Below are 21,386 nucleotides of genomic sequence, written 5' to 3' on the forward strand. Positions count from 1 at the left end.
AACGTGAGAGATGAGGGCCTCCGTGGCATCGAGTGAGTGTGGTAACCCAATCGATACAGGAGGTCCTCACCTTTTTACAACTCGCCACGCACACAACCACCGTGGGAAGAACACCTAGGCTGAGTGGATGAGTACAGTGCTGGTTCTGAACGGTCCGAACCTCGGGCGCCTCGGCAGTCGGGAGCCCGACGTCTATGGGGCGGCGAACCTGGACGACCTGCGCGCGGTGCTCGTCGCATCCGCTCGCGACGGGGTGAACATCGACCTGCGACAGACCGACGACGAGGCCGAGCTGATCCACTGGCTCTACCAAGCCGTCGATGAGCGGATGCCGGTGATCCTGAATCCGGCCGCGTTCACGCACTACAGCTACGCCCTGCGGGATGCCGCCGCCCTGGTGACCAAGGCCGGTCTGCCGCTGATCGAGGTGCACATCTCCAACCCGCATGCCCGCGAGACATTCCGCCACACGAGTGTCGTGAGCGCCATCGCGACCGGCGTCATCGCCGGCCTCGGATTCGACTCGTACCGGCTCGCGCTGGATTTCGTCACCCAGCCGTAATCGGCGTCTGCCCGAACGTGCCTTTGGAGCCTGAGGCTTCGGCACCTAGACTTGACACGGTGCCATTTGCACCCGCGCACCTTATCAATTGAACGGAACACCCCTCCCATGGCTTCTACCGCTGATATCAGAAACGGCGTCGTACTCAACATGGATGGCCAGCTCTGGGCCGTCGTCGAGTTTCAGCACGTCAAGCCGGGCAAGGGTGGCGCCTTCGTTCGCACCAAGATGAAGAACGTCGTCTCCGGCAAAACCGTTGACCGGACGTTCAACGCCGGCGCCAAGATCGAGACCGAAAACGTCGATCGCCGCGACTTCCAGTACCTCTACAACGATGGCGACGCTTACGTCTTCATGGACGTCGCCGACTATGACCAGATCACCGTGTCCGCCGCCGTCGTCGGCGATGCAAGCAACTTCATGCTCGAAAACCAGGCCGTGACCGTGGCACTGCACAACGGCAACCCGCTGTATGTCGAGCTGCCCGCATCCGTGACCCTCGAAATCACCTATACCGAGCCGGGCCTGCAGGGCGACCGCTCCACCGGCGGCACCAAGCCGGCCACAGTGGAGACCGGCTTCCAGATTCAGGTTCCGCTGTTCCTGGAGCAGGGCACCAAGGTCAAGGTCGACACCCGGACCGGCGACTACCTGGGTCGCGTCAACGAATGAGCGCACGTACCAAGGCCCGCAAGCGCGCCATCGACATTCTGTATGCCGCCGATGTGCGTCAGATCAGCATTGCCCAGTCGCTCGCGACCGAGGCGGAACGCGCCGCGAGCGAGCCTGCACGCCTGGTCTCCTGGCTGTATGCCCGCGAACTCGTCGACGGGGTCGTGGATCACCGCGAAGAGATCGACGAACTGATCGAGACCTACTCGCAGGGCTGGTCGCTCGCTCGCATGCCCAATATCGATCGTGCCATTCTGCGCATCGGCATCTGGGAGATTCTCTACAACGATGCGGTTCCGCACGCCGTGGCGATCGATGAAGCCGTTGAAGCCGCAAAAATTCTGTCCACGGATGACTCGGCCGGCTTCGTCAACGGACTGCTCGGCAAGATCGCCCAAACCGCTCCGTCAGCCTGATCCTCGGCCGGCCTGACGCCGCGACAGGCTCGGACCGGGCCGAGATCGTCTCGCCGCATCGTCGGACCGGGCCGAGATCGTCTCGCCGCATCGTCGGACCGGGCCGAGATCGTCTCGCCGCATCGAAGGGTACGCACATGGACAGCACCGGACCAGACGCTCCCCGCGACCAGCCACCCGCGCCGCTGCAGCCCAACCCGTACGCATCGTCACCGCCGATGGGCGGGGCGACTTCGCCATTTGTGACGGCGCCGAAGACCAACACCCTGGCCATCGTGTCGTTCGTGTCGTCGTTCTTCCTTGGGCTCGTCGCCATTATCACGGGGCACATGGCGCTCGGGCAGATTCGCGCGCGCGGCGAACTGGGACGGGGTTTCGCCCTCGCCGGCCTCATCATCGGGTACATCGGCACGGCCGTGGTCGCCATCCTCGTCGTGTTTGCGATCATCTTCGCATCCGCTATCGGTGCTGTCGTTGTCGCCGTGGGTTCCAACTCGGGCTCGTCCGACGCGCCGACCTCGTCGCCTGCTCCGGAAGCGACCGAGCCGCTGCCGACCGATCCGCTGCCGACCGCGCCGCTGCCGACCGGTCAGCTGGGCGCCGCCAACTTTGATGACGGCTATCTCCAATTCGGTACCGGCGCAGTCATCGTTGACGAATACATCGACCCGATGTGCCCGTTCTGCGCCCAGTTCGAAGAGGCCAACGGAGAACTGCTGATCGCGGGCGTGGAAAGCGGCGTCATCACCCTCCGGGTGCACTCACTCACTTTTCTCGACCGCCTGTCCCAGGGCACCAGCTACTCCAGCCGAGCATCCGCGGCGCTGACCTGCCAGGCCACGCTGAACCCGGAGAGTACCCTCGACTATCTGTCAGCGTTGTTCGCCAACCAGCCGCTCGAGGCAACTTCCGGGCTCAGCGACGCCGAACTGGTGGACTTGGCCCCGGGGAACGTGAGCATCACCGAGTGTGTCGAGACGGGGGAATACCTGGTCTGGTCTCAGCAGAACACCGCGGCGGCGCTGGCCGGTCCAATCGATGGCGCCGAGATCCAAGCCGTTTCCGGCACGCCGACCGTGCTCGTCGACGGGCGACAGTACCTGGGCAGCATCACCGATACCGCGGAATTCTCCGCTTTCGTCGCCACCGCGTTCTAACGCACGGCACAGGTCACGATTCGGTAACGTCGTTTCCGAAGAGTGTAATCCCGGGCCACTGTTTGAGTGGCATCCTGAAACACGAACGGGCCCTGCAAAGGATTGCCAACAATGTCGGCGGAACGCGGGCGGCCGGCACGCCCGGCCACACGGCATCCGCTGCCAACGTCAAAGCGCGCCTGCTGACGGCCGGCTACCAGGTGCCGGAGCAACCCTTCGAGTTCGAGTTCGAGTTCGAGTTCGAGTTCGAGTTCGAGTTCGAGTTCTATCAGGAGGTGACCCCTCCCACTTTGAGCCAGGTGTCGCCCGCGCCGCAGAACTACGAGACGGCCACTTTCACCTACTCGGGCAGCGGCGATATTGTCGGCGGCCTCGTCGCTGCGACGAACACCGTGGTTCCGGCCACACCGGCACCGAGCTCGGCGTCCGGATGTGCCGCGACCGACTTTCTACCACCCTCGGCCACCGAGCCCCAGGTAGCGCTCATCCCGCGCGGCACGTGCACATTCGCCATCAAAACGGCAAACGTGATCGCTGCGGGCTATGACGCCGTGATCATCTTCGATGAGGGCATCCCGGCCGCACCGAACTGGTTGAGGGAACGCTCGGTGCCCCGGTATCCGTGCCCGTCGTGGGATTGAGCTATGCTGACGGCGCCGCGCTCTACGCGTCGGCCCTGGCAGGGCCGACGACCGTTGCGGTGAGTACGGATGTCGTCGCCGAGACGCGTACGACCGTGAACATCATCGCCGACACCCGCACAGGCCATAAGGACAAGGTGATCGTGGTCGGGGCGCACCTCGATTCGGTGCTCGCGGGGCCGAGGATCAATGACAACGGCAGCGGGACCGCCACGATTCTCGAGACCGCAATTCAGATGAAGAAGCTCAAGATCCAGCCGCGGCAGCAGGTGCGGTTCGCGTTCTGGGGCGCCGAGGAACTCGGGCTTCTCGGGTCCGAGAACTAGGTGGCGACCGCGAGTGACGTCGATCTCGCCAAAATCTGCGCCAACCTGAACTTCGACATGCTCGCCTCGCCGAACTATGTGCGCTTCGTCTACGACGGTGACGCCTCGCCGACCCGAGTGCCACGGCGGGCCCTCCCGGTTCAGCCCGGTCGCAGTGTCGTGGCGACCGGGCTGCACGAGAGCGCGATTTACCCACTCGGGTCAGTGCTGGCTCCGTCCAGTCCTGGCCCGTTCACCGGTGGCGCACGATCGACTAGGCTAGAAGAACATCAGACATCCTTTAAGATCCGTCCTGTGAGACGGGGAAGGAGGTCGGCATTTGGCGCACACTGTGCTCACTCAGGCTGACATCACCCGCGCGTTGACTCGAATCTCCCACGAGATCCTGGAGTCCAACCGGGGCCCGGACAACCTCGTAATTCTCGGCATCCCCACCCGCGGCGTTATTCTCGCCCGCCGCATCGCCGATATCATCCAGCGCATTGAACCGGCAGCAACAATGCTGCGAGTCGGATCGCTCGACGTCACGCTCTATCGCGACGATCTCGCCCACGGCCGCACCCGCACCCCCTCCCGCACCGAAGTGCCCGGAAGTATCGACGGCGCAACGGTCGTGCTCGTTGACGATGTGCTGTACTCGGGCCGCACCATCCGCAGCGCCCTCGACGCTCTCGGCGACCACGGCCGCCCCACAATTGTGCGCTTGGCGGTGCTCGTCGATCGCGGGCACCGCGAGCTGCCGATTCGCGCCGATTTCGTCGGCCGCAACCTGCCGACGGCGACCGACGAGCGCATCAACGTGCACCTCGTGGAGAGCGACGGAGACGAATTCGTCTCGATCGACGGCGGGAGCAACCGATGAGGCATCTGCTTTCCACTAAGGACCTCAGCCGCGACGAGGCGATCAACCTGCTCGACATCGCCGAAGACATGGCGGATGTCGCCGAGCGCGAGGTGAAAAAACTTCCGACCCTGCGCGGCAAGACCGTGGTCAACCTGTTCTTCGAGGACTCCACTCGGACCCGCATCTCGTTCGAGGCCGCGGCGAAGCGACTCAGCGCCGACGTGATCAATTTCAGCGCCAAGGGTTCCAGCGTGTCGAAGGGCGAAAGCCTGAAAGATACCGCGCAGACCCTGGCCGCGATCGGCGCCGATGGCGTCGTCATCCGTCATCCAGCCTCCGGCGCCCCGGCGGTGCTCGCCGCGAGCGGGTGGATCGATGCTGGCATCATCAACGCCGGCGACGGCACCCACGAGCATCCCACCCAGGCGCTGCTGGATGCCTTCACCATCCGCCGCCGCATTCACGGCCAGGCCTCACGCGGCACGGGCCTCGACGGGGTCAGCGTCACCATCGTGGGCGACGTGCTGCACTCCAGGGTCGCCCGCTCCAACCTCTGGCTGCTCACCACCCTCGGCGCCGATGTCACCTTCGTCGCCCCGCCCACCCTGTTACCGAGTGACACCTCGCTCTGGCCGGCCAGATTCAGCTTCGACCTCGATGACGCGATCGATGCCGGTCCCGACGTGGTCATGATGCTGCGCATCCAGACCGAACGGATGCATGCCGCATTTTTTCCGAGCAGCCGCGAGTATTCCCGGGTCTGGGGCCTCGACGACGCGCGATTTCGTCGGCTCGGTCCAGCTAGCATTGTTATGCACCCCGGCCCGATGAATCGTGGCCTGGAGATCTCTTCGGCGGCGGCCGACTCCGCTAATTCGACCGTGCTCGAACAGGTCACGAACGGCGTCTCCGTGCGGATGGCCGCGCTCTACCTGCTCTTGTCCGGTGACCGGAAGGAATCAAAGAATGTCGATTGACGGATTGCAGCAACACGAACTGCAGGAACGCTGGCTCATTCGCGGGGCGACCCTGCCGGACGGCACGAGCACCGACATCCGTCTCGATGGCCGGGGTATCACCGAGCTGGGCATCGGCTTGTCGCAAAGCGGTGCCAGCGTCATCGACGCCGAGGGACTCATCGCGCTGCCCGGCCTCGTGGACCTGCACGCGCACCTGCGCGAACCGGGCTACGAGCACAGTGAAACGGTGCTGAGCGGCAGCCGCGCTGCGGCGCGCGGCGGCTTCACGAGTGTGTTCGCCATGGCCAACACCCTGCCAGCGCAGGACACCGCCGGGGTGGTCGAGCAGGTGCTCGCCCTCGGCGAGAGTGCCGGGTATGTGGACGTGCAGCCGATCGGCGCCGTCACCGTGGGCCTGGCCGGCAAACAACTCGCCGAGCTGGGGGCGATGGCGTCGAGCAAAGCTCGCGTGCGGGTGTTCTCGGACGACGGGTTCTGCGTATCGGACCCGCTCCTCATGCGCCGCGCGCTTGAATATGTCAAGGCCTTCGACGGCGTCATCGCGCAGCATTCGCAGGAACCGCGCCTGACCGAGAACGCCCAGATGAACGAGGGCGCCCTCTCCGGCGAACTCGGCCTCGTCGGCTGGCCGGCCGTCGCCGAAGAATCCATCATCGCTCGTGACGTGCTGCTGGCGGAACATGTTGGGTCACGACTGCACGTCTGCCACGTCTCCACGGCCGGCTCGGTCGACGTGATCCGCTGGGCCAAGGCCCGCGGCATCAACGTGACCGCCGAGGTCACCCCGCATCACTTGCTGCTGACCGAAGACCTCGTGCGGGGCTACGACGCCCGCTTCAAGGTGAACCCGCCGTTGCGCAGCCGGGAAGACGTGCAGGCGCTGCGAGCCGGACTCGCCGACGGCACGATCGACATCGTCGCGACCGACCACGCCCCGCACCCCGTTGAAAGCAAGGACTGCGAGTGGGATGCCGCCGCCAACGGTATGGTCGGGTTGGAGTCGGCCCTGTCGGTCGTGCACGCGGCGGTCGTGGCGACCGGGCTGCTGGACTGGGCCGATATCGAACGCGTGCTCTCGCGCACCCCGGCCCGCATCGGCCGCCTGGTCGGCCAGGGCAATCCGATCGCGGTCGGATCTCCCGCCGAACTGACCCTGTATGACCCCGCAGCAACCCGCGTGTTCGGCCGCGAGGATCTCGCCGGGACGAGCACGAATTCACCATACCTGTCGATGACGTTGCCGGGTGAGGTGCGGGCGACCTTCCACCGGGGCTACCCGACCGTGCTCGATGGCGTGGTGCGCAGCAGCCTCGAGATAGCCGACCAGGCGAGCGGAGTCGTCGTTCATGGATAGGACCATTCCCGCTGTCATCACAGCGCTCGTTCTGCTCGGCGTTCTGATTCTCATGTGGCGAAGCTGGCGAAAGCGCAGCCGACGGGATGCCGGGCTCACCGCCGGTTACCCGATGCCGAGCACCGAGGGAGTCGCCCTCGCCGGGGCCGAGGCCTACTACGTGGCGACCACGCCGCGCGATGCCCCGCTCGAACGCCTCGCCATCCGCGGCCTCGGCTTTCGCGCCCGTGCCGCCCTCACGGTGACCGGGGCCGGCGTGACACTCGATCTGGACGGCAACGAGCCGGTCTTCGTTCCGGCCGCCGCCATCGACGCCGTCGGTGCCGCCCAGGTTGCCATCGACCGGGCGGTCGAAACCGACGGACTCGTGCGCCTGTCCTGGCGTTTGTACTCGCCCCAGAACGCCGAGATCACCCACGACCGACGCGCCGTCGACAGTTTCTTCCGCATCATCGACCCCCGTGATCGCGCTCGCCTCGTCGACACGATCCGAACCATTTCAGCCACTGCTGCCGGACCGGCTACCGGCCCGGCAGCCGCCCCGGCCAAACAAGACGAAAGTGAGGCCTGACGTGCCCGACTCGACCGCACCAGACCAGGCACCGGCATCCGCTGACCTGAATTCCACCGTCTCGGGCAGGGCCGTTCCCGGCCCGGCCGTGCTCGTACTCGAAGACGGCCGCCGCTTCGTCGGCCGCAGCTACGGCAGTACCGGCCAGACGCTGGGTGAGGTCGTCTTCGCCACCGGCATGACCGGCTATCAAGAGACCCTGACCGACCCGTCGTACGCCGGCCAGATCGTGCTCATGACAGCGCCGCACGTGGGCAACACCGGCATGAACGACGACGACATGGAGTCCCGCCAGATCTGGGTCGCCGGCTTCATCGTGCGGGAACCCGCACGCCTCGCCTCAAACTTTCGGGCCACTCGCACCCTCGACGACGACCTCGAAGCACAGGGCATTGTCGGGATCAGCGGCATCGACACCCGGGCGGTCACCCGCCATATCCGCTCCCTGGGCGCGATGAAAAGCGGCATCTTCTCCGGCGAGTTGTTCGGCTTGTCCGACAGCGAGCAGCTCGAACGCGTGCTCTCCGGCGCGGCCATGCGCGGACGCAACCTCTCACTCGAAGTCTCGACGGTCGAACCCTTCTCGATTCCCGCCCAGGGCGAACGCATTGGTTCGGTCGCGGTCCTCGACCTCGGGGTGAAGACCAGCACGCTCAACTACCTCGCAGAACGTGGCTTCGAAGTGCTTGTGCTGCCGCAGTCGGTCACCGCCGAGCATGTACTCTCGCTCAAGCCCTCCGCTCTGTTCTTCTCGAACGGACCAGGCGATCCGGCCGCCTCCGACGCGCACGTCACCCTGCTGCAGGAGGTGCTCCGTGCGGGCATTCCCTACTTCGGCATCTGCTTCGGCAACCAGTTACTCGGCCGTGCACTCGGTTTTCGCACCTACAAACTGCCGTTCGGGCACCGCGGCATCAACCAGCCGGTACTCGACAAAAGCACCGGCCGGATCGAGATCACCTCGCAAAACCACGGTTTCGCCGTCGACATGCCCATCGAAGGCATCCATGAGTCGCGCGCCGGGTTCGGCCGGGTCGAAGTGAGTCACTACAGCCTCAACGACCAGGTGGTTGAAGGAATCCGGTGCCTCGACATCAACGCGTCCTCGGTGCAATACCACCCGGAGGCAGCCTCCGGCCCGCACGACGCCAACCACCTTTTCGATCGATTCAGAGACGTCGTGCTGGCTTCGCAGTCAGCCGTTGCAGGAGAAACCAAATAATGCCCAAGCGCGACGATATCAACAGCGTTCTTGTCATCGGCAGCGGTCCGATCGTCATCGGCCAGGCCTGCGAGTTCGACTACTCCGGCACCCAGGCCTGCCGCGTGTTACGCGAAGAAGGCGTTCGCGTCATCCTGGTCAACTCCAACCCTGCCACCATCATGACCGACCCCGACTTCGCCGATGCGACCTATATCGAACCGATTACGGCGGAAATTCTTGAGACCATCATCGCCAAGGAACGACCGGATGCGATTCTGCCGACTCTGGGTGGGCAGACCGCCCTCAACGCGGCCATCCAGCTGCACGAGCGCGGAATTCTAAAGAAATATGACGTGGAACTGATCGGTGCGAGTTTCGACGCCATCAACAAGGGCGAAGACCGCATGATCTTCAAGCAGCTCGTCCTCGACGCGGGCGCGGACGTGGCCCGTTCGTTCATTGCCCGCACCGTCGACGAAGCCGTCGGCTACGCCGACGATCTCGGCTATCCGCTCGTCGTGCGCCCCTCGTTCACCATGGGCGGCCTCGGCTCCGGCTTCGCCTACACCGAGGTGGAACTGCGCCGCATCGTCACCGACGGCCTGCACCACAGCCCGACCACCGAGGTGCTGCTCGAAGAATCCATCCTCGGGTGGAAAGAGTACGAACTCGAGATGATGCGCGACACGGCCGACAACACGGTCGTGGTCTGTTCGATCGAAAACGTCGACCCGGTCGGCGTGCACACCGGCGACTCCATCACCGTTGCCCCGGCACTGACCCTGACCGACCGTGAGTTTCAGCACCTGCGCGACATCTCGATCGACATCATCCGCGCCGTCGGCGTCGACACCGGCGGCTGCAACATCCAGTTCGCGATCAACCCGGTCGACGGCCGCGTCATCGTGATCGAGATGAATCCGCGCGTGTCGCGTTCCTCAGCACTGGCCAGCAAGGCGACCGGCTTTCCGATCGCCAAGATCGCCGCAAAACTGAGCCTCGGTTACCGCCTCGACGAGATTCCCAATGACATCACCGGTGTCACCCCGGCGAGCTTCGAACCCACTCTCGACTACGTTGTGGTCAAGGTGCCCCGCTTCGCGTTTGAGAAGTTCCCGGCCGCCGACCAGCGCCTGACCACCACCATGAAATCGGTCGGTGAAGCCATGGCCATCGGCCGCAGTTACGCCTCCGCCCTGCAGAAAGCCCTCCGGTCGCTCGAGAAGCGCGGGTCGAGCTTTCACTGGGGCGACGAGACCCGCACGGTCGATGAACTGCTCACCATCGCCGAAATTCCCACCGACGGCCGCATCGTCACCGTGCAACAGGCCCTCCGCCGCGGTGCGACGATCGAGCAGGTGCACGCTGCCACCAAGATCGATCCGTGGTTCATCGACCAGATCGTGCTCATCAACGAGATCGCCGACCAAGTGGCCGCGGCCGACCGACTCGACCGCGACATCATGATCCTCGCCAAGGACCACGGCTTCTCGGACGCCCAGATTGGCGAGTTGCGCGGCTTCGGCGAAGCGGATGTTCGCACCGTGCGCCACATTCTCGGCGTGCGCCCCGTGTTCAAGACCGTCGACACCTGCGCGGGGGAGTTTCCCGCCCTCACGCCGTACCACTACTCCAGCTACGACGCCGAGACCGAGGTCATCGCCAGCGACCGCCGCAAGGTCGTCATTCTCGGCTCCGGACCCAACCGCATCGGGCAGGGCGTCGAATTCGACTATTCCTGCGTGCATGCCTCCTTCGCACTGTCGGAGGCCGGCTACGAGACCATCATGATCAACTGCAACCCGGAGACGGTCTCCACCGACTACGACACCAGCGACCGGCTGTACTTTGAACCGCTCACCCTCGAAGACGTGCTCGAGGTCATCTATGCCGAAAGCCAAAGCGGCGAACTCGTCGGCGTGGTCGTGCAGCTCGGCGGCCAAACCGCGCTGAGCCTCGCCCGCGGCCTTGAAGCGGCCGGCATTCCCATTCTCGGTACCACCCCCGACGCGATCGACCTCGCCGAGGAACGGGGACTGTTCTCGAAGATTCTGGGCGACGCCGGCCTCCTCGCCCCCCGCAACGGAACGGCGATCGACTTCGCCGGAGCCGTCGTGGTGGCCGAAGAAATCGGTTACCCGGTGCTCGTGCGCCCGAGCTACGTGCTTGGCGGCCGCGGCATGGAGATCGTCTACGATTCCCCGTCGCTCGCCGATTACTTCACGCGCATGGCCGGGCAGGGAATCATCGGCGCGGGGCATCCGCTGCTGGTCGACCGTTTTCTCGACGACGCGATTGAGATCGACGTCGACGCCATCTACGACGGTCACGAGCTCTACATTGGCGGTGTCATGGAGCACATCGAAGAGGCCGGCATCCACTCCGGCGACTCGAGCTGCACCCTGCCGCCGGTCACCCTCGGCCGCGCCGAGATCGACCGGGTGCGCGAAGCCACGCTCGGCATCGCCCGCGGCATCGGCGTGAAGGGCCTGCTCAACGTGCAATTCGCCATCGGCGCCGGTGTGCTCTACGTGCTCGAGGCCAACCCGCGCGCCTCGCGCACGGTTCCGTTCGTCGCCAAAGCGCTCGGCATCACCCTGGCCAAGGCCGCCGCGCTGATCATGGTCGGTACGACCATCGCCGAGCTCAAGGCCGAGGGCAAGCTTCCGCTGATCGACGGCTCTCGCGTACCGATCGAATCGCCGGTCGCGGTGAAGGAAGCCGTGCTGCCGTTCAACCGGTTCCGCACCCCGGAAGGCCTCGCCGTCGACTCGATCCTAGGCCCGGAAATGCGCTCCACTGGCGAGGTCATGGGCATCGACCGCGACTTTCCGCGGGCCTTCGCCAAGAGCCAGCTCGCCGCCTACGGCGGAATTCCGCTGTCCGGCACCGTCTTCGTGTCGGTCTCTGACCGCGACAAGCGTGCGATCATCCTGCCCATGCTGCGATTGCAGCAGCTCGGCTACGAGATCGCCGCGACCATCGGTACCGCCGAGGTGCTGCAACGCAACGGCATTCGCGCTCGCGTCGTGACCAAGTTCAGTGAGAAGACGGGCGAGCACGACGTCTCCATCGTCGAGCTCATTCGCCGCGAAGAAATCCAGATTGTCATCAACACCCCCGGCGGCAGCACGGCCAGGGCCGACGGCTACGAGATTCGCGCGGCCGCCGTCGCCGGTGACCTGCCCCTGTTCACCACGATTGCCGAGCTCAGCGCCGCGGTCGCCTCAATCGACTCGATCCGTGACGGGTTCGAGGTGACCTCGCTCCAGGAGTACGCCACCGCGCGAACGGCCCTGCTGTGACGGTGTCGGCCGAGCCGGCCGCGACCGGGACGGCCGTCTCCTTTGGTGAGCGACTCTCCGGCGTGTTCGCCGAGCATGGCCAGTTATGCGTGGGCATCGACCCGCATTCCTGGCTGCTGCGCGACTGGAACCTGCCCGATACAGCGAACGGCGCCGAATCGTTCGGCCGTGCGGTCGTCGCCGCTGCGGCCGGCCGGGTCGGCCTGGTCAAACCGCAGGTCGCCTTCTACGAACGCTTCGGCTCGGCCGGTTTCGCCGCCCTGGAACGGGTGCTGACCGACGCCCGGCAGGCTGGCCTGCTCGTGATCGGCGACGCCAAACGCGGCGACCTCGGCACGAGCGCCCTGGCGTATGCAGAGGCCTGGCTCTCACCCGGTTCCCCGCTCGAAGTGGATGCCCTCACCCTGGCCGCCTACATGGGTGTCGGTTCGCTCGAGTCACCGATCACCCTCGCGGCAGCAACCGGCAAGGGTGTCTTCCTGCTCGCCGCCACCTCCAACCCCGAGGCCGCGCACATCCAGCGCGCAATCGTGGCCGAGGGACCGTACGCGGGTTCGAGCGTCGCCCGCGCCATTCTTGATGATGTCGGCGAGCGCAACGCACGGGCCAGCGGAGTCCTCGAGGGGGCAGTATCCGCTCGGGTAGCGACCGGTCTCGGGTCGATCGGCGTCGTGCTCGGAGCCACCCTCGACCTGGCCGCCTTCGGTATTGACGTGCATCAGGCGCCGACCGAATGTCGAACACCGGTGCTGGCACCGGGCTTCGGACACCAAGGTGGGAATATTATGGATCTGATCTCGATATATGGTGAATACGCCGACGGGGTTATCGTGAGTGAATCGCGCAGTGTGCTCTCGGCCGGACCCCGCCGGATCGAAGAAGCCATTGAGCGCCGAGTAGCCGAAGTAGGTGCCGTTCGTGGCTGAAAACCGCCCCACCCCGCCCGAAGTCGACCGGGTGGCTGCGTCGCGCGCCGCCGTCGCGGCACGCCGCGCCCGCGCCAAGGTCAAAGCCGAGGTCGCTTCCGGCGAACGTACCGCCCTCGAGGTGCTCGCAACAGCGATACACGACCCGATCGGGGTCGAGGGCCGGTTGCGGGTGACCGAGTTGCTCGTGAGTATTCCGGCCATCGGCGTGACCAAAATGCGGCGCATCATTCACCGCCTGGAGATTTCGCCGTCGAAACGCCTCGGCGGACTCGGCCGACACCAGCGTGACCGGCTGCGGGACTTCCTCTCCGAACGACCTGCCCTGCGGCACAGCACTGCCGACTCCAAACTCATCGTCCTGGCCGGCCCCACCGCGGTCGGCAAGGGCACCGTTGCCGGCTACATTCGCAAGAATTACCCCGACGTGCTGCTCTCCGTCTCGGCGACGACGCGGGCGCCGCGCCCCGGCGAAACCGAAGGGGTCAGCTACTACTTTGTCTCCGACGACGAATTCGACCGCATGATTGCGGCCGACGAACTGCTCGAATGGGCCACAGTGCACAACGCCTACCGCTACGGCACTCCCCGCGGCCCGGTCGATGCCGCCATCACCGCCGGCAACAGCGTGCTGCTCGAGATCGATCTGCAGGGCGCTCGCGCCGTGCGCCGCGCCATGCCGGAAGCCCGCCTGGTGTTTCTACTGCCGCCGAGCTGGGACGAACTGGTGCGCCGTCTGATCGGCCGGGGCACCGAAGACGCGGCGGAACAGGCCCGCCGTCTGGAGACCGCGAAGCTGGAATTGGCCGCCCAGGGGGAGTTCGATTACCGCGTGATCAACCACGATGTCGCCGACGCCGCCCGCGAGGTCGTAGACTTGATGGAGATCCGCGCTGCATCCAGCATGCCGTAGCGCCCGCATCTGCTGATTCGCGCGTCTCAGGGCGCGTATCCACCTCGCATGTACCGTTCAACAACAGATTCGCACGCCGCCTCAGGCCGTGCTCTATTAGGAGTGTGACACCAATGGCGAACAAGCCCACTGGCATCATTGACCCGCCCATCGACGACCTGCTCTCCAAGGTCGACTCGAAGTATGCCCTCGTGATTTTCGCGTCCAAGCGGGCGCGTCAGATCAACGACTACTACGCCGACCTGCACGAAGGCAGCCTGTTCGACAACGTCGGACCGCTCGTCGACTCGACCGTCGAAGATAAGCCGCTCTCGGTAGCCCTGCGCGAGATCAACGACGACAAGCTCGTCTCCCGCCCCATCGTCGAGGGTTAAAGCTCCAAGCTCAAAGCGCGCAGGATGAAGACACCTCGCACGATCATCGTCGGTATCACCGGCGGCATCGCCGCATACAAGGCCGTCAACATCGTGCGCGCTTTCGTGTTGAACGGCGACTCGGTGCACGTGATTGCTACCCCGGCCGCGCTGCGCTTCGTTGGCAAGCCGACCCTGGAGGCGATCTCCCGCAACCCGGTGCACACCGATCTCTATGAGGGCGTCGCCGAGGTGCGCCATGTCGCCATCGGCCAGGGTGCCGACCTCATCGTCGTCGCTCCCGCGACGGCCAACAGCATCGCCAAAATCGCCGCCGGCCTCGCCGACGACCTGCTCGGCAACACCATTCTGGCCAGCACCGCACCGCTCGTGATCGCCCCGGCCATGCACACCGAAATGTGGAACAATCCCGCGACCGTCGCGAACGTCGCCGTGCTGCGATCTCGTGGTATCACCATTGTCGGCCCCGGCGTCGGCCGCCTCACCGGCACCGACTCCGGAGCAGGCCGCATGGAAGAGCCGGAGACCATCGTCGCGGTCGCCCTCGCCGTGCTCGACCGGGTGGCCTCGGCCGGGGAACAGTCAAGGGAGGCCGTGGCATCCGCTGGTCAGGATCTGACCGGTCGCCGGGTACTGATCAGCGCCGGTGGCACCCGCGAACCACTCGACCCGGTGCGGTTTCTGGGCAATCGATCCAGCGGCAAACAGGGCGTCGCACTGGTCCAGGCGGCCCTGGCGCGGGGTGCGTCGGTCACGCTCATCGCGGCCAATCTGGAGGTCGCCGTTCCAACCAGCGTGACGACCATCCTGGTCAGCAGCGCCGTGGAGATGCACGAGGCCATGACGCTGGCCGCAGACTCGGCCGAGGTCGTCATCATGGCCGCCGCGGTCGCCGATTACCGACCGAAGACGGTCCAGCTCGGCAAGATCAAGAAAGCAGATGCGGGGGACACCCTCACCCTGGAACTGGTCAAGAACCCCGACATCCTGGCCGGGCTCGCAGCGTCCCGCAAACCGGGCCAGCTGATCATCGGCTTCGCCGCAGAAACCGAAACGGATGCCGACCGGTTGCTCGCACTCGGCCGTGACAAAATCTCCCGTAAGGGCTGCGACTTCCTGGTCGTGAACCGGGTCGGGCACACGTCCGGAGCGACCGAGGGATTTGGCACCGAACGTAACACGGTGACGGTGCTCGATCGCCACGGAGTTATAGTAAACGAGGCCTCCGGAAGCAAAATGTCGGTGGCCAACTGCATACTTGACCTGATCCGCTAGCCTCCGCTGCGACAGGCACTCCGCGGTACTCACCGACCTGTTCGGTAACGACGTCAACTTCTACGTTCTCAACCAGTACGTTTTCAACTTCTACAGAGACGGGCCAGATGAGCGATCTTCGCCTCTTCACCTCGGAATCAGTCACCGAAGGTCACCCCGACAAGATCTGCGACCAGATCTCCGACAGCATCCTCGACGCCCTTCTCGCCGACGACCCGCACAGCCGGGTCGCCGTCGAGACGCTCGTTACCACGGGGCTCGTCCACGTGGCCGGGGAGGTCTCCACCGAGGCCTATGTCGAAATTCCGTCGATCGTGCGCAAGTGCATCACCGATATCGGCTACGACTCCTCGGACGTCTGGTTCGACGGCCGATCGTGCGGCGTCGAAATCTCCATCGGGGGGCAGTCACCCGATATCGCCCAGGGCGTCGACAACGCCTTTGAGACGCGCGAACAGTCCAGCCTCGATGACTTCGACCGGCAGGGCGCCGGCGATCAGGGCATCATGTTCGGCTATGCCACCCGCGAAACCCCCGAACTCATGCCGATCCCGATCTGGATTGCCCACCGGTTGGCCGAACGTCTCGCCTTCGTACGCAAGAGCGGCGAGCTCGACTACCTGCGGCCCGACGGCAAAACTCAGGTCACCATCGGCTATGACGGAATCATTCCGCGCACCGTCGAGACCGTCGTGGTGTCAACCCAGCACGCGCCCTCCGTCTCCACAGAGCAGTTGCGCCTCGAGGTCGAAGAGCTCGTGATTCGTCCGGTGCTCGACCGGATCGACCTCGATTCCTCCCTGCTCACGACGCTGATCAACCCCACGGGGCGCTTTGAAATCGGCGGCCCGCAGGGCGATGCCGGCCTCACCGGTCGCAAGATCATCATCGACACCTACGGCGGGTCCAGCCGTCACGGCGGCGGTGCGTTCAGCGGCAAGGACCCGTCCAAGGTCGACCGTTCCGCCGCCTATGCCATGCGCTGGGTCGCCAAGAACGCCGTCGCTGCCGGCCTGGCCGAACGCCTCGAGGTGCAGGTCGCCTACGCGATCGGCAAGGCGTCTCCGGTCGGCCTGTACGTCGAAACCTTCGGAACCGGTGTGCTGCCCGACAAGGAGATCACCGCGGCCATCCGCGCCGTGTTCGACCTGCGTCCGGCCGCCATCATCCACTCGCTCGACCTGCTGCGTCCCATCTACGCGCAGACAGCGACGTACGGTCACTTCGGCCGGGAACTGCCCGACTTCACCTGGGAGCGCCTCGACAAGGTCGACGACCTGCGCAGCGCCGCCGGCCTCTGAACTGCGCCCTGAATTCGACGACGCAGTTATGACGCACGCTGGCCTCGTCGCACGGGTGCTGATCGATTCGCCCCTGCCGCAACTCGACCATCTGTTCGACTACGGCGTACCCGCCGAACTGGTGGGTGAGGTTGCGGAGGGCATGCGCGTCAAGGTGCCGTTTCGCTCCGGTGGGCGCGTCGTCGACGCGTATGTGATCGAGTTGTTCGATCCGCGAGCAGCGCGGTCTGAATCCGCCCGTGAAACGGATGCCGCCTTCCACGGCGCACTGAGTCCGCTCGATTCCGTGGTGTCGACGGCCGTTGTGCTCACGCCAGCCGTGTGGACACTGGCCCGCCGACTGGCGGATCGCGCCGCCGGGAACGCGAGCGACATCATCCGACTCGCGGTGCCGCCGCGGCAGGTGCGCGTGGAAAAGGCTTGGTTGGCCGCGCAGGCCGTCAAATCTGCGCCCGGCGGCCGGACCGAGCCGAGCACGCCCGGGGCCCCGACGGTCGAGATCGACGCCCCGACACCGTCACCCGCCGCGATCGCCTTGGCAACACCCGCTTTTGTCGGCTATCCGACCGGTCGCCTCGACAGCGCCATCATGGATCATCACCGGGTCGCCGTCGCGGCCATCCCCGAACTCGTGCAGCTCGATGACGGCAGCACCATCGGCCGCTGGGCGCAGACGCTGGCCGAGCTCGCCGTCGCCACGCTCGAAACCGGGCAGAGCGCCATCCTCTGCGTACCGGATTTTCGCGACCAGGACCAGGTGCAGGCCGCCCTGGCCCAACTCGCCCCGACGTTGCCGCTCTGCCGGGTCGATGCCCGCCAGCCGAACCCCGACCGCTACCGCGCGTTCCTGGCCTGCCTCGAACCCGCGGCGCGCATCATCCTCGGCAACCGCTCGGCCGTATACGCCCCCGCGCACGACCTCGGCCTCATCGCCGTCTGGGACGACGGCGACCCGCTCTACTCCGAACCGCTCAGCCCCTACGTCAACACCCGCGACGCGGCCCTGGTCCGCCAGCAGGACAGTGACTGCGCCCTCGTGCTCCTCGGCCACTCGCGCAGCGTCGAAACCCAGCGCCTGGTCGAACTGGGCTACCTCGCCGAGGTGAACCCGGCCGCCGACCGACACCCGCGCATCATCCCCACCGACTTTCAATCCGAGCCCGACCAGCAGGCCCGCGCAGCCCGCATCCCCTCGGTCGCCTGGCAGGCCGCCCGTGAGGCGCTCGCCCACGGGCCCGTGCTCGTACAGGTCGCCAGCCCCGGCTACGCGCCCATGCTCGCCTGCCAAAGCTGCAGGAAGGCCGCTCGCTGCACTCACTGCCAGGGACCGCTCGGGCTCAAATCGGCCTCGGCCGTGCCGTCCTGCCGTTGGTGTGGCGCCCTCGCCGCCGGTTGGACCTGCGCGCACTGCGCAGGCACCAAACTGCGTGTGGTGACGCTCGGCACCGGGCGCACCGCCGAAGAGCTGGGTCGCGCCTTTCCCGGCGCGCGCGTCATCGTGGCCGACGGCGAACACACGGTGCAGACCCTTGGCGCCCAGCCCGCCCTCGTCATCGCGACCCGCGGCGCCGAACCGGTGCCGACCGGCGGGTACCGGGCCATTCTCATACTCGACGGTGAACGCATGCTCGCCCGCGAATCCCTGCGCGTCGGTGAAGACTGCCTACGCTGGTGGACCAACGCGGCCGCCCTCGCCGCGCCCGGCGCCCCCGTGCTGCTCGCCGGGGTCGGCGGCGCCCTCGCCCGGGCGCTGAACTCCTGGCGCCCCGACATCTTCGCCGCGAGTGAACTATCCGACCGTCGCCAGCTTCGCTTTCCACCGGCCGTGCGGGTCGCGTCCGTCACCGGAACCGCCGCCGACGTCGAGGCCGCCCTCGCTGACCTCGCGGTGGTCGCCGGTCTCGACGTACTGGGCCCGGTCGACACCGAAGCACCCCTGGTGCGGGCGGTCGTCCGGTTCAGCTACGCCCGCGGTGACGAGGTGGCCCGGGCGCTCAAGGCGGCGGTCGTGCGGAACGCCGCTAAGCGCCGCAAGCCGAAGTCTGGTTCGTTCCAACCGGCACCTACACTTAAAGTTCGATTCGATGACCCGGAGCTGCTCTAAATGAAACTCGTCTTTGCCGGTACGCCCGAGGTCGCGTTGCCCAGCCTCACGGCCCTGGCCGGCACCGATCAGGAGATTGTCTCCGTGATCACCCGAGCGGATGCCTCGCTCGGCCGCAAACGCACCCTCACCCCGTCGCCGGTCGCGCAGGCCGCGATCGCGCGCGGTCTGCCGGTGCTGAAGACCAACCGGCTCGACGCCGCAGCCACGGAGACGATCCGAGCCCTGCAGCCCGACCTCGGCGTCATCGTCGCATACGGCGGACTCATCCGCGAACCGCTGCTCTCCGTTCCGCGCCTCGGTTGGATCAACCTGCACTTCTCGCTCCTGCCGCGCTGGCGTGGCGCCTCCCCGGTGCAACGGGCGGTCATCGCCGGCGATGAACTTATCGGCGCCGCCGTGTTCCAGCTCGTAGCCGAGCTCGATGCCGGCGACGTATTCGGCAGTTTCTCCCAGCCGCTCGGCGCACATTCCACATCCGGAATACTTCTCGATCAGCTCAGCCACAGTGGCGCCGAATTGCTACTGCGCGTCGTTGCCGACCTCGCCGCTGGCACGGCACGGGCCGTGCCGCAGGCCGGCGAAGTCACCCTCGCCCCCAAACTCGTCCGGGACGATGCGCGTATCGACTTCAACCAGCCGGCAGCATCCGTGTATAGCCGCATTCGCGGGGTAACTCCCGAACCCGGCGCATTCACCGCCGTGGACGGCGCCGTTCTCAAACTTCTCGCGGTCGCACCTAGCGTCGACGAGGTCAACCTACCTGCCGGAATGATTCTGCAGCGTGAAAAAACAGTGCTGGTGGGCACGCAGACCGAACCGCTGGTTCTGCTGCGCGTGCAACCGGCCGGGAAGACGGCGATGAGTGCGAACGACTGGTGGCGCGGAGTGGCAGCAGAGACGGTGACGGCATCATGAGTGATCACACGCAAACCGGCCAGACCGGCGCCGCTTCACCCCGCCACACCCCGGCCGACTTCGTGCAGCCAGCGCGCCGGATCGCCTACGAAGTGATCGCGGCTGTGCGCGAATCCGACGCCTACGCCAACCTGCTGCTGCCGACCCGTATTCAGCGCGCCGCCCTGAATACGGCGGATGCCGCCCTCGCGACCGAGCTCACCTACGGCACCCTGCGCATGCAGGGGTTCTACGACCGCGTGATCGCCCTCGCCGCGAACCGCGCGGTCACCGCGATCGACCCCGCTATCCTCGACGTGCTGCGCCTCGGCGCCCACCAGCTGCTGGCCACCCGGATCGCCACCCACGCCGCCGTGAACGAATCGGTCTCACTCGCCAAACAGGTCGGCTCGCGCTCCGCCACCGGCTTCACCAACGGGGTGCTGCGTACGATCTCTCGGTCGAGTGCCGAGGAATGGCGTGACCGGGTACTGGAGGGCACTGTCAACGCCGATGACCGGCTCGCCGCCGAGTTCTCGCACCCCACCTGGATCGTGCGCGCTTTTCGCCAGGCCTTGCGTGCCGAAGGGCACGAAGGCGAACTGGCCGACCTGCTCGCCGCCGACAACATGGCCGCCAAGGTCAACATGGTCGCGCTCCCCGGCCTCGCCACCGACGCAGACCGCGAACGCCTTGGCCTCGCCGACGAATTCTCGCCGGTCGGTTTCGTGCTGGACTCCGGAGACCCCTACCACCTCGTGACGGCGACGGAGGGCCGCGTTCGGGTGCAAGACGAAGGATCGCAGATCGCGGCCCTCGCACTCAGCCGGGCCCGCCCGATCGTCGCGGGGGAGCGCTGGCTCGACCTCTGCGCCGGACCCGGTGGCAAGGCCGCCCTGCTCGCCTCCGAGGCACGCGCCGGGGGAGCGGAACTTGTGGCCAACGAGCTCGTTCCCGCCCGGGCGACCCTCGTGCGCACCGCCCTCGAGGCTCTTCCCGAGCCAGTTCCGGTGTGGGAAGTCGACGGCACCACCATCGGCCACACGCACCCGGACACCTTCGACCGTATTCTGCTCGACGCGCCCTGCACCGGCCTCGGTGCACTGCGGCGCCGGCCGGAGGCGCGTTGGCGCAAGCAGCCCAAGGACGTCGCCGACCTGGCCGGGCTGCAGTCCGGACTGATCGACGCGGCCCTGCTCGCCCTCAAGCCCGGCGGCATCCTTGCCTACGTCACCTGCTCGCCGCATACGGCCGAAACACGGGCCATCGTCGCCGTCGCTGTGCGCAAGGCCGGCGGCACCGTCACGGCGCTCGACACGGCCGCTGTCGTGCAGTCCTTCAGCGCCGCCAACCTCGACCTGCCCGCCGACACCGGGAGCGTGCAGCTCTGGCCGCACCGACACGGCACCGACGCCATGTTCATCACCCTTCTCCAGCGCTCCGCCGACTAGGTGTTCTTCCCACGGTGGTTGTGTGCGTGGCGAGTTGTAAAAAGGTGAGGACCTCCTGTATCGATTGGGTTACCACACTCACTCGATGCCACGGAGGCCCTCATCTCTCACGT

Annotated in this window: 20 protein-coding genes; all 20 read left to right on the forward strand. The window is 66.3% G+C overall.

Going from position 1 to position 21,386, the window contains the following annotated elements; translation table 11 throughout:
* Positions 1 to 127 precede the first annotated feature (127 nt).
* The 20 genes from E3T50_RS00005 to E3T50_RS00095 all read left to right on the forward strand — a co-directional run bounded on the left by E3T50_RS00005 (position 128) and on the right by E3T50_RS00095 (position 21,273).
* Entirely contained in the window at positions 128 to 562 is a 435-nt protein-coding gene (locus E3T50_RS00005) for a type II 3-dehydroquinate dehydratase (RefSeq protein ID WP_134550039.1), read from the forward strand.
* A 108-nt stretch (positions 563 to 670) separates the two neighbouring features.
* A complete protein-coding gene (gene efp / locus E3T50_RS00010) occupies positions 671 to 1,234 on the forward strand; it encodes an elongation factor P (protein WP_134459170.1) in 564 nt (187 codons plus the stop codon).
* On the forward strand, positions 1,231 to 1,650 hold the full coding sequence (gene nusB / locus E3T50_RS00015) for a transcription antitermination factor NusB (protein ID WP_134550040.1): 420 nt from the start codon (positions 1,231 to 1,233) through the stop codon (positions 1,648 to 1,650). The genes efp and nusB overlap by 4 nt, the downstream gene beginning before the upstream one ends.
* A 137-nt stretch (positions 1,651 to 1,787) precedes the next feature.
* Positions 1,788 to 2,807 carry a thioredoxin domain-containing protein gene (locus E3T50_RS00020; protein WP_134550041.1) on the forward strand — a complete coding sequence of 340 codons (1,020 nt, stop codon included), beginning with the start codon at positions 1,788 to 1,790 and terminating at the stop codon, positions 2,805 to 2,807.
* Positions 2,808 to 2,869: 62 nt separating this feature from the next.
* Positions 2,870 to 3,448, forward strand: a complete 579-nt coding sequence (locus E3T50_RS16385) for a PA domain-containing protein (RefSeq protein WP_198417912.1) — start codon at positions 2,870 to 2,872, stop codon at positions 3,446 to 3,448.
* On the forward strand, positions 3,430 to 3,774 hold the full coding sequence (locus E3T50_RS16390; RefSeq protein ID WP_206751304.1) for a M28 family peptidase: 345 nt from the start codon (positions 3,430 to 3,432) through the stop codon (positions 3,772 to 3,774). Before E3T50_RS16385 ends, E3T50_RS16390 begins: the two co-directional genes overlap by 19 nt.
* A 319-nt stretch (positions 3,775 to 4,093) precedes the next feature.
* On the forward strand, positions 4,094 to 4,636 hold the full coding sequence (gene pyrR / locus E3T50_RS00030) for a bifunctional pyr operon transcriptional regulator/uracil phosphoribosyltransferase PyrR (protein WP_134459174.1): 543 nt from the start codon (positions 4,094 to 4,096) through the stop codon (positions 4,634 to 4,636).
* A complete protein-coding gene (locus tag E3T50_RS00035; protein WP_134459176.1) occupies positions 4,633 to 5,595 on the forward strand; it encodes an aspartate carbamoyltransferase catalytic subunit in 963 nt (320 codons plus the stop codon). Before pyrR ends, E3T50_RS00035 begins: the two co-directional genes overlap by 4 nt.
* Positions 5,585 to 6,952: a dihydroorotase gene (locus E3T50_RS00040; RefSeq protein ID WP_174844704.1), complete on the forward strand. Its 1,368-nt coding sequence runs from the start codon at positions 5,585 to 5,587 to the stop codon at positions 6,950 to 6,952. Before E3T50_RS00035 ends, E3T50_RS00040 begins: the two co-directional genes overlap by 11 nt.
* Positions 6,945 to 7,523: a PH-like domain-containing protein gene (locus tag E3T50_RS00045; protein ID WP_134550042.1), complete on the forward strand. Its 579-nt coding sequence runs from the start codon at positions 6,945 to 6,947 to the stop codon at positions 7,521 to 7,523. The genes E3T50_RS00040 and E3T50_RS00045 overlap by 8 nt, the downstream gene beginning before the upstream one ends.
* A gap of 88 nt (positions 7,524 to 7,611) precedes the next feature.
* The gene (carA, locus tag E3T50_RS00050; RefSeq protein ID WP_134550051.1) at positions 7,612 to 8,745 is read left to right on the forward strand and encodes a glutamine-hydrolyzing carbamoyl-phosphate synthase small subunit; all 1,134 of its coding nucleotides are present in this window, start codon (positions 7,612 to 7,614) and stop codon (positions 8,743 to 8,745) included.
* Positions 8,745 to 12,032 (forward strand): carbamoyl-phosphate synthase large subunit, encoded by a 3,288-nt coding sequence (gene carB / locus E3T50_RS00055; protein ID WP_134550043.1) that lies wholly within the window; start codon positions 8,745 to 8,747, stop codon positions 12,030 to 12,032. Before carA ends, carB begins: the two co-directional genes overlap by 1 nt.
* Positions 12,029 to 12,958 (forward strand): orotidine-5'-phosphate decarboxylase, encoded by a 930-nt coding sequence (gene pyrF / locus E3T50_RS00060; RefSeq protein ID WP_338145320.1) that lies wholly within the window; start codon positions 12,029 to 12,031, stop codon positions 12,956 to 12,958. The genes carB and pyrF overlap by 4 nt, the downstream gene beginning before the upstream one ends.
* Positions 12,951 to 13,871 (forward strand): guanylate kinase, encoded by a 921-nt coding sequence (gmk, locus tag E3T50_RS00065; RefSeq protein WP_134550044.1) that lies wholly within the window; start codon positions 12,951 to 12,953, stop codon positions 13,869 to 13,871. Before pyrF ends, gmk begins: the two co-directional genes overlap by 8 nt.
* Positions 13,872 to 13,984: 113 nt before the next feature.
* A complete protein-coding gene (gene rpoZ / locus E3T50_RS00070) occupies positions 13,985 to 14,245 on the forward strand; it encodes a DNA-directed RNA polymerase subunit omega (RefSeq protein WP_134459184.1) in 261 nt (86 codons plus the stop codon).
* Between the two features lie 24 nt (positions 14,246 to 14,269).
* A complete protein-coding gene (coaBC, locus tag E3T50_RS00075) occupies positions 14,270 to 15,520 on the forward strand; it encodes a bifunctional phosphopantothenoylcysteine decarboxylase/phosphopantothenate--cysteine ligase CoaBC (protein WP_134550045.1) in 1,251 nt (416 codons plus the stop codon).
* 107 nt (positions 15,521 to 15,627) lie between these two features.
* Positions 15,628 to 16,821, forward strand: coding sequence for a methionine adenosyltransferase (gene metK, locus E3T50_RS00080; protein WP_134550046.1), 1,194 nt, complete (start codon positions 15,628 to 15,630; stop codon positions 16,819 to 16,821).
* Positions 16,822 to 16,849: 28 nt separating this feature from the next.
* Positions 16,850 to 18,925, forward strand: a complete 2,076-nt coding sequence (locus E3T50_RS00085; RefSeq protein WP_134550047.1) for a primosomal protein N' family DNA-binding protein — start codon at positions 16,850 to 16,852, stop codon at positions 18,923 to 18,925.
* Positions 18,926 to 19,843 (forward strand): methionyl-tRNA formyltransferase, encoded by a 918-nt coding sequence (gene fmt / locus E3T50_RS00090; RefSeq protein WP_134550048.1) that lies wholly within the window; start codon positions 18,926 to 18,928, stop codon positions 19,841 to 19,843.
* A complete protein-coding gene (locus E3T50_RS00095; protein ID WP_134550049.1) occupies positions 19,840 to 21,273 on the forward strand; it encodes an RsmB/NOP family class I SAM-dependent RNA methyltransferase in 1,434 nt (477 codons plus the stop codon). The genes fmt and E3T50_RS00095 overlap by 4 nt, the downstream gene beginning before the upstream one ends.
* Positions 21,274 to 21,386: the final 113 nt, after the last annotated feature.

Origin of the sequence: Cryobacterium gelidum (assembly GCF_004403985.1) — a bacterium.
Lineage (GTDB): Bacteria > Actinomycetota > Actinomycetes > Actinomycetales > Microbacteriaceae > Cryobacterium > Cryobacterium gelidum.

Coding starts and splice junctions, on each gene's coding strand:
- E3T50_RS00005 (WP_134550039.1), top strand. CDS start 128: ATGAGTACAGTGCTGGTTCTGAACGGTCCGAACCTCGGGCGCCTCGGC.
- efp (WP_134459170.1), top strand. CDS start 671: ATGGCTTCTACCGCTGATATCAGAAACGGCGTCGTACTCAACATGGAT.
- nusB (WP_134550040.1), top strand. CDS start 1,231: ATGAGCGCACGTACCAAGGCCCGCAAGCGCGCCATCGACATTCTGTAT.
- E3T50_RS00020 (WP_134550041.1), top strand. CDS start 1,788: ATGGACAGCACCGGACCAGACGCTCCCCGCGACCAGCCACCCGCGCCG.
- E3T50_RS00035 (WP_134459176.1), top strand. CDS start 4,633: ATGAGGCATCTGCTTTCCACTAAGGACCTCAGCCGCGACGAGGCGATC.
- E3T50_RS00040 (WP_174844704.1), top strand. CDS start 5,585: ATGTCGATTGACGGATTGCAGCAACACGAACTGCAGGAACGCTGGCTC.
- E3T50_RS00045 (WP_134550042.1), top strand. CDS start 6,945: ATGGATAGGACCATTCCCGCTGTCATCACAGCGCTCGTTCTGCTCGGC.
- carB (WP_134550043.1), top strand. CDS start 8,745: ATGCCCAAGCGCGACGATATCAACAGCGTTCTTGTCATCGGCAGCGGT.
- rpoZ (WP_134459184.1), top strand. CDS start 13,985: ATGGCGAACAAGCCCACTGGCATCATTGACCCGCCCATCGACGACCTG.
- coaBC (WP_134550045.1), top strand. CDS start 14,270: ATGAAGACACCTCGCACGATCATCGTCGGTATCACCGGCGGCATCGCC.
- metK (WP_134550046.1), top strand. CDS start 15,628: ATGAGCGATCTTCGCCTCTTCACCTCGGAATCAGTCACCGAAGGTCAC.
- E3T50_RS00085 (WP_134550047.1), top strand. CDS start 16,850: ATGACGCACGCTGGCCTCGTCGCACGGGTGCTGATCGATTCGCCCCTG.
- fmt (WP_134550048.1), top strand. CDS start 18,926: ATGAAACTCGTCTTTGCCGGTACGCCCGAGGTCGCGTTGCCCAGCCTC.
- E3T50_RS00095 (WP_134550049.1), top strand. CDS start 19,840: ATGAGTGATCACACGCAAACCGGCCAGACCGGCGCCGCTTCACCCCGC.